Origin of the sequence: Rhodoferax ferrireducens (assembly GCF_049302455.1) — a bacterium.
In the GTDB taxonomy this organism is placed as follows: Bacteria; Pseudomonadota; Gammaproteobacteria; order Burkholderiales; family Burkholderiaceae_C; genus Rhodoferax; species Rhodoferax ferrireducens_B.
In genome coordinates this window covers 128,935-141,857 of the sequence record NZ_JBAQMD010000015.1, presented here as the reverse complement: position 1 = coordinate 141,857, position 12,923 = coordinate 128,935, and the positions used below count along the sequence as shown (strand labels likewise).

At 62.1% G+C, this 12,923-nt stretch carries 10 protein-coding genes; all 10 read left to right on the top strand.

The features are described from left to right. The first annotated feature begins 316 nt into the window (after positions 1 to 316). The 10 genes from WA157_RS02370 (at position 317) to galE (ending at position 12,898) form a co-directional block, all read left to right on the top strand. Positions 317 to 2,218: a heparinase II/III domain-containing protein gene (locus WA157_RS02370; RefSeq protein ID WP_422619430.1), complete on the top strand. Its 1,902-nt coding sequence runs from the start codon at positions 317 to 319 to the stop codon at positions 2,216 to 2,218. 22 nt (positions 2,219 to 2,240) lie between these two features. Further along, positions 2,241 to 2,699, top strand: a complete 459-nt coding sequence (locus WA157_RS02365; RefSeq protein WP_422619429.1) for a glycosyl transferase — start codon at positions 2,241 to 2,243, stop codon at positions 2,697 to 2,699. Further along, positions 2,696 to 3,175: a glycosyltransferase gene (locus WA157_RS02360; RefSeq protein WP_422619428.1), complete on the top strand. Its 480-nt coding sequence runs from the start codon at positions 2,696 to 2,698 to the stop codon at positions 3,173 to 3,175. The genes WA157_RS02365 and WA157_RS02360 overlap by 4 nt, the downstream gene beginning before the upstream one ends. Positions 3,176 to 3,296: 121 nt before the next feature. Continuing rightward, on the top strand, positions 3,297 to 4,619 hold the full coding sequence (locus WA157_RS02355; protein WP_422619427.1) for a UDP-glucose dehydrogenase family protein: 1,323 nt from the start codon (positions 3,297 to 3,299) through the stop codon (positions 4,617 to 4,619). Positions 4,620 to 4,626: 7 nt separating this feature from the next. Next, positions 4,627 to 6,618: an acyltransferase family protein gene (locus tag WA157_RS02350; RefSeq protein WP_422619426.1), complete on the top strand. Its 1,992-nt coding sequence runs from the start codon at positions 4,627 to 4,629 to the stop codon at positions 6,616 to 6,618. A 57-nt stretch (positions 6,619 to 6,675) separates the two neighbouring features. After that, the gene (locus WA157_RS02345; RefSeq protein WP_422619425.1) at positions 6,676 to 8,289 is read left to right on the top strand and encodes a hypothetical protein; all 1,614 of its coding nucleotides are present in this window, start codon (positions 6,676 to 6,678) and stop codon (positions 8,287 to 8,289) included. Between the two features lie 110 nt (positions 8,290 to 8,399). Further along, complete coding sequence (locus WA157_RS02340; protein WP_422619424.1) at positions 8,400 to 9,695, top strand: acetyl-CoA hydrolase/transferase family protein; 1,296 nt, start codon at positions 8,400 to 8,402, stop codon at positions 9,693 to 9,695. Positions 9,696 to 9,772: 77 nt separating this feature from the next. After that, positions 9,773 to 10,834, top strand: coding sequence for a dTDP-glucose 4,6-dehydratase (rfbB, locus tag WA157_RS02335; RefSeq protein WP_422619423.1), 1,062 nt, complete (start codon positions 9,773 to 9,775; stop codon positions 10,832 to 10,834). Positions 10,835 to 10,937: 103 nt separating this feature from the next. Further along, on the top strand, positions 10,938 to 11,888 hold the full coding sequence (gene rfbD, locus WA157_RS02330; protein ID WP_422619422.1) for a dTDP-4-dehydrorhamnose reductase: 951 nt from the start codon (positions 10,938 to 10,940) through the stop codon (positions 11,886 to 11,888). Further along, positions 11,879 to 12,898 (top strand): UDP-glucose 4-epimerase GalE, encoded by a 1,020-nt coding sequence (gene galE / locus WA157_RS02325; RefSeq protein WP_422619421.1) that lies wholly within the window; start codon positions 11,879 to 11,881, stop codon positions 12,896 to 12,898. The genes rfbD and galE overlap by 10 nt, the downstream gene beginning before the upstream one ends. Positions 12,899 to 12,923 lie beyond the last annotated feature (25 nt).

Sequence of the window (12,923 nt, the reverse complement as noted above, 5' to 3'; positions counted from 1 at the left end):
ACACTTTTTTATATACAGGGTGAATCATGTGCTTAAATATTGAGACTGCCTGCAGTAACCTGGATTCAAAGCCGCAATAGCCGGTACGTGAATTTGTTTATGCAGGTTTCCATGGAAAATTTTATATTGCGAGGCCAACAGAGGTTCGCATTTTTCTGCCGGCGCTGGTGATAAGTCACATCCCTTATCCCTTATATAAAACACCCGGCCAACTATTCAAATGGCATCAAGAACACACCGTCATGCCTATGACACCGCTGCAGTTTGTTTTGCAGCGGTTTAGGCAACACCTTTCAACACCGGGACCGACTTCTCAATGAAACTTTTTACTCGCTGGCAATACATCCTGATCGTTTGTGGTCTGGCATTTTCATTTTCGGCCCCGGGGTCCGCGTCGGAGCTGGAGGAAAAAGCAGGCCGGGTTGCGCTTGAGCATTTTGAGGCGGCCACTCAGTTGGCCACCCAGCCCCCCTGGGATGCCTGGGTCCAGCAGGAAGCCAACGCTTTGCGCAGCTGGATGGCCGTCCCCCGCGACAACCCGCGCTGGATTGCAGGTTGGGCGCACGACCTGGTGGACCCACGGACCGGTGCCTTTTTGGCGTGGACCCCGGGCATGGACTGTCAGCAATTCGGAACCGAGACCAGCCGAACCTTCAAGGCCTGCATTTTTATGCAGCGCCAGCACAACATCGCCATGATGCTCACTGCGGCGCGCTTGTACCGCCTCAGCGGCAAGGTGGAATTTGCCGATTGGGCCGCTACGCAGCTCGATTTGTACCAGTCGATCTATATGACGCCCCGCACCGATGGGTCGACGTCGTCGGGCAAACTGTTCCTGCAGGTCCTGGATGAAAGCACCGTGGCCGCGTCGCTGGCGGACACCGCACGGCTGTTGCGAGGCCGCGTCCCGGCGGGCCGGGTTGATGGCTGGTGCGGGAATCTGCTTCTTCCCATGGGCCGGGCCATGCTGGGTCAGCAACGTGAAGTGCATAACGTGGCCGTCTGGTATGGCGTGGGCGCCTCCATCATGGCCATGGAATGTGGCGATGCGGCCATGCTGGATACCGCGGCAGCAGGCACGTTCGGACTGTCCACTCTCTTGAAGACCGGGGTCAGCCAGGATGGCTTCTGGTTTGAGCTGTCGCCGCAATACCAGTCGTATGTGGCGAGCGCCCTGACTGATCTGCTGATTTCAGCATCGCTCAGAGGCGAGGCCAAGCGCTTCGAGGAAGTTGGCACCTATCTGCAAAGCCTGATGGTGGCGCCGTCCCAAGTTGCCTTCGGTGGCGGCGATGGCCCCATCATCAACGACATGAACCGGCAGGTCCAGATTCCGGATCTGGCGTTGGCGAAGCGCGCCCGGCGTGTTGTGCCGACCGATGTGGGCATCGCCGAATCCCAAAAATCGCCGGGCTGGAACGAATTGCTCGATCCCGTCACCGAGTTGCCCGCCCCGCTGAAATACCCGGTGTTCGATGCGGCGACCGATTCCTACACCTGGGTCGCCGGACTGAAGTCGCTTTATCTCAAGGACGACGGCTGGGTCGCTTTGCTGCGGGCCGGGCAAGGCGCGCGCTTTCACGCCCACCAGGACGCTTTGTCGGTCGAGCTGAAATTCGGCGACACCTGGGTACTTCGAAACTCGGTTTCGCCCGCGTATGGCTCGGAGCTGCACCGCACCTTCTACAAGTTGGCGGCGGCGCACAGCGTTCCCCTGGTGGACGGCCAGGGCGGCAGCAACTGGTTCAAACCGGTGAGTCGAACGCGAACGGATGACAACGGGGTGTCTGCCGAGTTTGAGGGCTATAGCAAGGACGTCACCGTTACGCGCGCGCTCTCGGTTGACGGTAATCGACGCTTCACCGATGCGGTGACCTTCAAGACCGCCGTCCCCAAAACTACGGGTGTTCTCTACCACAGCGACTGCACCCTGGCGGCGCCGGCACTGGCCGTACCAGCCGAGGCCGTCGCGCCCCTCGCGCTGTCAAGGCACATATCCAACTGGTCCTTGATCCACACGGATTCCGAGCTCAAGACCCTGACCCTGCAGTGTGGGCAGCAGCAATTCATGTTCGCTGTTTCGGGCTCCCGTCCTTTCAGGATATGGCGCGGCGAATCGCCAGCGCTGGCCCCGGCCCGCCAAAGAACAGCGCTCTACATCGAGCTGGAGCCCGGCAATGGCGGTTGGCTATCGAGCTCACTTTCACCCATCTATTGATTTCCATTAACAACAAGCACGAATGACTACATTGAAACCAAAAAAAGTTCTGGCAGTGGCCTCGGGTGGCGGGCACTGGGTGCAGCTGCTGCGCTTGCGCCCCGCCTATTTGCACCATGACGTCACCTTCATGACCACCAACGCGGCTTACGCCAAGGACGTGGATGCGCCGCTGGTCACCGTCAGGGATGCCAACATCTGGGACAAACTGGGCTTGCTGCGCATGTTTTTTGAGGTGTTCATGCACCTGCTGCGCATCCGGCCCGACATCGTGATCACCACCGGCGCGGCGCCCGGTTTTGCCGCGGTTGTCCTGTCGCGCCTTTTCGGCGCCAGGACGATCTGGGTCGACAGCATCGCCAACTCTGAGGAGCTCTCCAACTCGGGCAAGCAAGCGGGTCGGGTTGCCCACGTCTGGCTGACGCAGTGGGAACATCTGGCCAAACCGCAAGGCCCGCAATTTTGGGGGGCGGTTTTATGATTTTCGTCACCGTAGGCACGCAACTCGCGTTTGACCGGCTGATTGAAGCGGTTGATGTCTGGGCCGGCAACAAGCCCGGCGAAACCGTTTTTGCGCAAATCGGTCCGGGCCAATACAAACCCAAAAACTGCACGTTTGCCGATTTTGTGCCACCCGACAAAGCCAATGAGCTGATCCGCACGGCCGACCTGATCATCTCGCACGCCGGCATGGGTTCAATCCTGACCGCGCTCAAGTACCAGAAGCCGATTCTGGTCCTGCCGCGCAAAGCCTCGCTGGGGGAACACCGCAATGAGCACCAACTCGCCACCGCCAAATGGCTGGGCCAGAAGTCGGGCATTTTTGTGGCGGATGAAGCGAATGACATTGCCACGATTCTGAGTTCAAGAAGCCAGCTCAAGTCAGGCGACGGTATCAGCGAATACGCGCAGCCCGCGTTCACGGACCGCCTGAAAGACTGCATCGATCTCGCCTGAGCCCGCCGGCCGATCCCGTCACGCGCAGAAATTGCTATTAAAAAAGTAGCTGCATACGCTTGATTGACGGGGGCTAGAGGCCTATTTGTTATAAATTTCTGTCTTAAAGGAGTACATCTTCATGAAAATTACTGTCATTGGAACCGGTTACGTGGGCCTGGTGTCGGGCACCTGCCTGGCCGAGGTCGGCAACGATGTCTTGTGTCTGGACGTGGACCCGGCCAAGATCAAGACGCTGGAAGAAGGCGGCATTCCGATCTTTGAGCCCGGCCTGCAAGAGATGGTGCGCCGCAACGTGGCGGCCGGACGCCTGCACTTCAGCACCGACCTGGAGCGCGCCGCGCACTTTGGCACCATCATGTTCATTGCCGTGGGCACGCCGCCCGGTGAGGACGGCTCGGCCGACATGAAATACGTCACCGCAGCCGCGCGCAACATCGGCAAGTACATGACCGACTACAAGGTGATCGTGGACAAGAGCACGGTGCCGGTGGGCACGGCCGACATTGTCAAGGCGGCCGTGGCCGAGGAGCTCAAAAAGCGCGGCGTGGACACGCCGTTCAGCGTGGTCTCCAACCCCGAGTTCCTGAAAGAAGGCGCGGCGGTGGAGGACTTCATGCGACCCGACCGCATCATTGTGGGCTGTGACGACGAGCAGGCCGTGCTGTACATGCGGGCGCTGTACGCGCCGTTCCAGCGCAAGCACGACCGCCTGATCGTGATGGACATCCGCAGCGCCGAGCTGACCAAATACGCCGCCAACGCCATGCTGGCCACACGCATCAGCTTCATGAACGAGCTGGCCAACCTGGCCGAGAAACTGGGCGCCGACATCGAGAGCGTGCGCAAGGGCATTGGCAGCGACCCGCGCATCGGCTACGACTTTTTGTATTCGGGTGCCGGTTATGGCGGCTCGTGTTTCCCCAAGGACGTGAAGGCGCTGATCAAGACCGCCGCGGTGGACGCCGGCATGGAGCTGCAGGTGCTCACCGCCGTGGAATCCGCCAATGACGCGCAAAAGCATGTGCTGGGCACCAAGATCAAGGCGCGCTTTGGGAACGACCTGGCCGGCAAGCACTTTGCGCTGTGGGGCCTGGCCTTCAAGGCCAACACCGACGACATGCGCGAGGCCACCAGCCGCGAGGTCATCAAGGACCTGCTGGCCGCCGGCGCCACGGTCACCGCTTTCGACCCCGAGGCCATGCCCGAGGCCCAACACTGCTTTGCGGACCTGAAAGGCCTGAGTTACGCGCCGAACCAGACCGCCGCGCTGAAAAACGCCGATGCGCTGGTGATCGTGACCGAGTGGAAAGAGTTTCGCAGCCCCGACTTCGACACCCTCAAGGCCAAGCTCAAGACGCCGGTGATTTTCGATGGCCGCAATATGTACGACCCAAAGCTGGTGCGTGGCCTGGGCTTCGAGTACCTGGCGATCGGGCGCTGACATTCACATGAGCCAACACGCCAAGACGCCCTCCGGGTTCCGCAACGACATCAACGGCCTGCGCGCCTGGGCCGTTGTCGCCGTCATCCTCTACCACTTTGGTGTCCCGGGCATTGGTGGTGGTTTTGTCGGGGTGGACGTGTTTTTCGTGATCTCCGGCTTTCTGATGACCGGCATCGTGGTGGGCGGCCTGGCGCGCGAAGGCGGCTTTTCCGTCTGGTCGTTCTACATGGCCCGGGCGCGCCGCATTCTGCCGGCGCTGCTGGTGCTGTGCCTTGTGCTGTTGACGCTCGGCTGGTGGCTGCTGCTGCCGCTGGACTACAAGATGCTGGGCAAACATGCGCTGGCCGCTCTCACTTTTCTCTCCAACATCACGTTCCAGCGCGAGGCCGGTTACTTCGACGCCGCGTCGCACGAAAAATGGCTGCTGCATACCTGGTCCCTGGCGGTGGAATGGCAGTTTTACATGCTGCTGCCCCTGGTTCTGCTGGGCGTGTGGAAGTTGCGCCCCAGCCGCCAGGCCCTCACGGCTGTCATGGTTGCCGGGCTGCTCGGGTCGCTCGCCTGGTCAATCGTATTGACGCCGCGCATGCCCACCTCAGCCTTTTACCTGCTGCCCACCCGCGCCTGGGAAATGCTGGCCGGGGGTCTGGTTTACCTGCTGGCACACCGCTTGGTGTTGACGGCCCGCCAGCGCATGGCATTGGAGTTGGCCGGGTTTGGCCTGGTGATGGGGGCCATCGTCGGCTTCGACGCCTCGTCCGAATGGCCGGGCTGGCGTGCGCTGGTGCCCGTGCTGGGCGCGGTGCTGGTGCTGCTGGCCGCGCGCTCCAACACTTTTTGGACCGGCCACCGCGTGGCCCAATGGTTGGGCACGCGCTCGTATTCGCTGTATTTGTGGCACTGGCCGATCGTGGTGGCGACGGTCTATGCACAGTGGCAGGACGAGCCGCTGGCGATGGCGGGCGGACTGCTGCTGACGCTGCTGCTGGGCCACCTGTCTTACCACTGGGTCGAGACACCGGCGCGCCAGCAGCTGGTCAAGCTGCGCGGCGGCTGGGGCGCCGCCGCTTTGGTTTGCGGCGCCGTTGTGGTCGCGGCGCCGGGCGCGCTGGCGCAATGGAAACAAGGCCTACCCGGACGGTTCTCACCCAAGGTCGAACTCGTCAGCCAGGAGGCGCTGAACCGAAACCCGCGCCACAAGAACTGCCATCCCGCCAGCGGCGTTGCGTCGCCATCGTGCATGTTTGGTGGCGACCGGCTGCGCGCTATTTTGCTGGGTGACAGCCATGCTGATGCGGTCGTGTCCGCCCTGGCCGCGGCCGCGCCGCAGCAAGGTGATGGTGTGATGGAATGGTCTTACACCGGTTGTCCGACTCTGTTCGGCGTGTTGCCCGCCCCGCACCGGACACTCGCCGCCGAGTCCCAATGTGGCCGTTTTCTCGACTGGGCCAAGGATAAATTGGTCGATGTGCCCAAAGACGTTCCCTTGGTGATCGTCAACCGGACCAGTCTTTACGCCATGGGGCATAACGAAGCTGGAGCCAAGGATCTCAACACGCCGCTGGTGTATTTCACGCAGCCATCCGATGTCGCCAGCCCGGCTTTTCTGGCGGAGTTCGCCCAGCGCCTGACCGACACCGCTTGCCAGCTGGCCAAAGCGCGTCCTGTTTATCTGGTGCGGCCGTTTCCTGAAATGGGTGTCAATGTGCCGCACACCGCGCGCGCCATGGTGGTTCGGGGTCAACGTGAAGAAGTGTCCATCTCTCTGGCGGCCTACCACCAGCGCCACGATTTCGTCTGGGCCGCACAGGACGTCGCGCGCGACCAATGCGGGGTGAAAATCCTCGACCCCCTGCCCTACCTGTGTTGGGACGGTCGCTGTCATGGCACCAAAGATGGGCGACCCCTGTACTACGACGACAACCACCTGAGCGAGTTCGGCAACAAGCTGCTCGTGCCGATGTTCGCCCTGGTTTTTGAGCCACTGCCAATTTGAGCATCCGCCCGGCATGGCCTTGACGGTGCCGGTGCAGATTCATAGGAGGAAATGTCAATGAAGATGAGTCGTTTTGAAGAAGTCATGACCCGCTGCGGGGTTCTTTTTGGCACCAGCGGCGCCCGCGGCCTGGTGGCCGACATGTCGGACGCCCTTTGCTACACCTATGCCACGGTCTTTTTGCAAAGCGTGGCCGGTGCGGCAGACAAGGTGCTTGTGGGTCATGACCTGCGCCCGAGCAGCCCGCGCATTGCCGCGGCCTGCGCGGCGGCCATTCAGGACTCTGGCCGTGAACTGGTCTACGCCGGTGCCCTCCCCACCCCGGCCCTGGCCTTTTACGCCGCGCAGCTGGGGGCGCCGGCCATGGTGGTGACGGGCAGCCACATTCCGTTTGACCGCAACGGCATCAAGTTCTACCGTGCCGAAGGTGAGATTTCCAAGGCCGACGAACAGGCCATGCTCAATGCGCTGGTGAGCCTGCCCGATGCCGTGACGCCGGTGGCACTGCCCCTGGCCGACCCGCTGGCCAGTGAGGCCTATCTGCGGCGTTATCTCGATTTTTTTGAGCCCGGTGCGCTGGCCGGCCTGCGGGTGGCGGTGTACGAGCATTCCAGCGTGGGACGTGATGTGTTGCGCCGCATTTTGGAAGGGCTCGGTGCCCAGGTGCTGGCCTTGGGTCGTACCGATACGTTTGTCCCCATCGACACCGAAGCGGTGCGCCCGCAAGATGTGGCCCAGGCCCGGCAGTGGGCGCGCGAACACACATTTGACGCCCTGCTGTCGACTGACGGCGATGCGGATCGGCCGCTGATCGGCGACGAAAACGGCGAGTGGCTGCGGGCCAGCAAAATGGTTGACGCGCTTGCAACAGCGCCCCGGCTGGCGCACCAGGACTTGGGCGCACAGGTGCTGCAGGCCTGGCTTGACAACGCAGCGCCCGTTTTTTACCTGAGCCCTTTGTCGGTGAGCGTACCCCGCCCCGGTTCAGCCGCCGCGCCAGCGCGCGGTGGCGTGCCGGTGCTGTTTCCGCAGTTTGCCGACCAGGGCGTTTTACCCAAGCATGGTCTGGTGCGCACGGCGCACTGGCGCTTGCTGCAGGACACAGCCGCTCAAGGGGTGCACCAGCTGCGCTATGAACTGGATGTGGCGCCGCAGGATGACGCCAACTGGCCGCACGCCGCTAGGCTGAGTTTGCTGGTCAAGTCCAAGCTTGATAAACTGGTGTTGGTACTGCGGGTCAGCAACACCGGTGACCAGTCGTTCAACTGGACCGGTGGTCTGCATCCTTATTTTGCGGTGCAGGATGTGCTGACCAGCAGCGCCGCAGGCCTGGCCGGGCTGGGGGTGCAAGACCGCTATGACACTGATCTGCGAAGCCAGCCGCCCGGCGACCTGTGTTGGACTGAGCAGCCTTTTGAACGGCTGTACGAGGCTTGCCCGCCGGTGACGCTGGAGACAGGCGGCTATTCACTGCGGCTGAGCGCCAGCGGCTTTGACCAATGGATGATCTGGAACCCCGGCGAAGCCGGCGCCAGGGCACTGGCCGATTTGCCGGCTGGCGACTGGCGGCGCTTTGTGTGTGTGGAGCCGGTCTGCGTGACCAGGCCGGTGCTGCTGGCGCCGGGGGAAACGTTTGAGGGGCGCTTGTGGATTCAGGTCTGCAGGCACTGATGCCGGCTGCGATGTGCAGGCGGGCCCCGGGCCGCTCACCGGGCCTGGACTACCATTGCAGGTTGCAAAATGCACGTCACCATACCAACCCACAGGGAAGATCACGCACCATGTCAATTCAGGCCCAGTACAAAAAAAAACGTGGCACCGCGCAAGATGCCATCGATCAGGTCAAAAACGGTGACTTCATCATCGTCCCCACCGGGGTTGGCGAGCCGCCCACCTTGCTGACCGAGCTCTCCGTGCAGCGGCGCCGCTTCCAGGGTGTGAAGGTGGCGCAGATTCTGGCCGTGCGCAAGTTTGGCTACATCGATCCGGAAACGGTGGAGCATGTGTGCCACGTGGCGTTTTTCTTTGGTGCGTCTACCCGCTCGGGTGGCCAGAGCGGCTGGATCGATTTCATTCCCAGTTATTTCTCGGAAATGCCGAGCCTGATCGAGCGCGGCCAGATTCCGGCCGACGTGGTGTTTTCCCTGGCGTCGCCGATGGACCAGCACGGCTATTTTTCGCTCAGTCTGGGCGCCGACTACACCATGGCCGCGGTGGCCAAGGCGCGCGCCGTGGTGCTGGAAGTCAACCCGAATGTGCCGTTCGCTTATGGCAATTGCCATGTGCATATTTCGCAGGTGACGGCGCTGGTGGAAAGCAGCGAGCCGGTGATGGAAGTGGGCTTGCCCAAGATTGGCCCGGTGCAGGTCGCCATCGGCAAGTATGTGGCCGACATGATCGACGACGGCTCCACGCTGCAGATCGGCTACGGCGGCATTCCGGACGCGGTGGTGATGCAACTCACCCACAAGCATGACCTGGGCGTGCACACCGAAATGATTGGCGACGGCATCCTGACGCTGGTTGAAAGCGGCGCCATCACCAACCGCAAAAAGACCTATCTGCCGGGCAAAATGATCGCCACTTTTTCGCTCGGATCCAAAAAACTGTACCAGTTCATGGACCACAACCCGGCGCTGGAAATCCACCCGGTTGACTTCACCAATGATCCGTATCTGGCAGCCAAAAATGACAAGCTGATGGCCATCAATGCCACGCTGCAAATCGACCTGCTCGGTCAGTGCGGCTCGGAGAGTCTGGGTTCGGTGCCCTATTCCGGCACCGGTGGCCAAGCCGATTTTGTGCGCGCTGCCAACCGCTCGCGCGGCGGCAAGGCCTTCATCGTGCTGCCGTCCACGGCCCAGAACGACCGGATCACGCGCATCGTGCCAACGCTGGCACCCGGCACCCACATGAGCACCAGCAAGAACGACATCAACTACGTCGTCACCGAATTCGGTGTCGCCCAGCTGCGCGGAAAGTCGGCCAAACAGCGCGCGCAGGAAATGATCTCGATTGCCCATCCGGATTTCCGCGCCGAACTGACCGAAGCGGCCCAACAGATGCACATCCTGTAACCACTCTCGGCCGGTCAGCATGGCTCGCATTGGCGATAATTGAAGTAGTTTTTCAAGTTTTCAGGGATACAAACAACATGACGATTCTTGTCACCGGCGGCGCCGGTTTCATTGGCAGCAACTTTGTGCTCGACTGGTTGGACAAATCCGACGAGCAGGTCATTAACCTCGACAAGCTCACCTACGCGGGCAATCTGCAAAACCTGGCCTCACTGGCGGGCGACGCGCGCCATGTGTTTGTGCAAGGCGACATTGGCGATACCACGCTGGTGGCGGGTTTGCTGGCGCAGTACCAGCCGCGTGCGGTGGTGAACTTTGCCGCCGAGTCGCATGTGGATCGTTCCATCCTCGGGCCAGGTGAGTTCATCCAGACCAACATCGTGGGCACCTTCAACCTGTTAGAGGCGGTGCGGGCCTTTTGGAGCACGCTGGACGCTGCACCCAAGGCCGCCTTCCGGCTGCTGCACGTCTCCACCGATGAGGTCTATGGCTCGCTGTCCAAAACCGAGCCCGCTTTTACCGAAACCCACCGCTACGAGCCCAACAGCCCGTATTCAGCCTCCAAAGCGGCCAGCGACCACCTGGTGCGCGCCTACCACCACACCTACGGCCTGCCGGTGCTGACCACCAATTGCTCCAACAACTACGGACCGTTTCACTTCCCCGAGAAGTTGATTCCGCTGATGATCATCAACGCGCAGGCCGGCAAGCCGCTGCCGGTGTATGGCGACGGCCAGCAGATTCGCGACTGGCTGTATGTCAAGGACCATTGCAGCGCGATCCGCCGCGTGCTCGAAGCAGGCCGGGTGGGCGAGGTCTACAACGTTGGCGGCTGGAACGAAAAGCCCAACCTGGACATCGTGCACATCGTCTGCGCCCTGCTCGACGAGCTCAAGCCACGTGCCGACGGCAAGCCTTATAAAGATCAAATTACCTATGTCACCGACCGCCCCGGTCACGATCGGCGCTACGCCATTGACGCACGCAAGATCGAACAGGAACTGGGCTGGAAACCGGCCGAGACCTTCGAGAGCGGCATCCGCAAAACCGTGCAGTGGTACCTGGACCACCCCGATTGGGTGGCCAATGTGCAAAGCGGCGGCTACCGCGATTGGGTGGCCAAACAGTATGGCCATTGATGGCCAATTGATTTATACATTTTAGGCCTCTAGCCCCCGTCCTACCTCGTTATGTTGCTACTAAATTTATAGTGCTCAGGATTTCAATGCAAAGTTTCACGTCATGAAAATTCTCCTTTTTGGCCGTGGCGGCCAGGTCGGCTGGGAGCTGCAGCGCAGTCTGTCGGTGCTGGGCGAGCTGGTGGCGCTGGACTTTGACGCATCCCACAATCCGGACGGCTTGTGCGGCGACCTCCGAGATCTGCCCGGGCTGGCCGAAACGATCCGCCGTGTCCAACCCGACGTGATCGTGAACGCCGCCGCGCACACCGCCGTGGACAAAGCCGAGGCCGAGCCCGAACTGGCCCGCACCCTGAACGCACTGGCCCCGGGTGTGCTGGCCACCGAGGCGCAAAAACTGGGCGCCTGGCTGCTGCATTATTCGACCGACTATGTGTTTGACGGCAGCGGCCAGCAAGCCTGGCGCGAGGGCGACGCCACCGGCCCCTTGAGTGTTTATGGCCAGACCAAGCTCGAAGGCGAACACCTTGTCAGCGCCTGTGCCAAGCATCTGATTTTCCGCACCAGTTGGGTCTACGCCGCCCGGGGCGGCAACTTTGCCAAGACCATGCTGCGCCTGGCCGGCGAGCGCGAATCCTTGACCGTGATTGACGACCAGATCGGCGCGCCGACTTCGGCCGAACTGCTGGCCGACGTGACGGCGCACGCACTGGTCAAGGCCATGCGCGAGCCCGAGCTGGCCGGCCTGTACCACTGCGTGGCTGGCGGCGAAACCAGTTGGCACGGCTACGCCCGCTACGTGCTGGGTCAGGCGCAAGCGCTGGGCTGCCAACTCAAGGCCGGGCCGGATCAAGTCTTGCCCACGGCGACTGCCAGCTACCCGACCCCGGCGCGCCGACCGCTGAATTCGCGCCTGGACACGCTCAAACTGCAGGCCGCTTTCGGCCTGGTCCTACCCCCCTGGCAGCAAGGCGTGACGCGCATGCTGGCCGAAACCCTGACCTCAACCAGCGCCGCGATGCCCTCACGCCGGCAGCCCACCCTATGTCCATGATTTTTGTCACCGGCGGTGCCGGTTATATCGGCTCCCACACCTGCGTCGAATTGCTCCATGCGGGCCATGACGTCACCGTGTTTGACAACTTCTGCAACAGCCAGCCCGAGGCGCTGGCGCGGGTGCAGCGCATTACCGGCCGCCAACCCAAGCTGGTGCAGGGCGACATTCGTGACCGCGCCGCGCTGGTCGCGGCCCTGGCGCAGAGCGGCGCGAGCGCCGTGATCCATTTCGCCGGTCTCAAGGCGGTGGGCGAGTCGGTGCAGCAGCCGCTGACCTATTACGACAACAACGTGGTCGGGACGCTGCGCCTGCTGGAAGCGATGCTTGAGTGCGGCGTCAAGACGCTGGTGTTCAGCTCGTCGGCCACGGTTTATGGCGACCCGCAGCGCCTGCCTTTGACTGAAGACCATCCGCTCTCATGCACCAACCCGTATGGCCAGACCAAGCTGGTGATCGAAAACATGTTGCGCGACCTGCACCACAGCGACCCAAGCTGGCGCGTGAGCCTGCTGCGCTACTTCAACCCGGTCGGTGCGCATACCAGCGGCCTGATCGGTGAAGACCCTCAGGGCATGCCCAACAACCTGCTGCCGTTTGTGGCCCAGGTCGCTGTCGGGCGACGCGAGTTTCTGAACGTGTGGGGCGACGACTACGCTACGGCGGACGGCACCGGCGTGCGCGATTACATCCATGTGGTCGATCTGGCGCTGGGCCACCTCAAGGCGCTGGAACGGCTGCAACAGCACACCGAGTGCCGGGCCATCAACCTCGGCACCGGTGTTGGCTTCAGCGTGCTGGACATGGTGCGTGCGTTTGAGTTGGCCAGCGGCAAGCCCGTGCCCTACAAAATTGCGCCGCGCCGCGCCGGTGATATTGCGGCTTGTTACGCTGATCCGGGGCTGGCTCTGTCGCTGCTGGGCTGGCGCGCGCAGCGCGGGCTCGATGCCATGTGTACCGACACCTGGCGCTGGCAAAGCAGCAACCCCAATGGCTATGCGCAGGCCTGAATTGCAATCACCAAGGGAAAAAGAT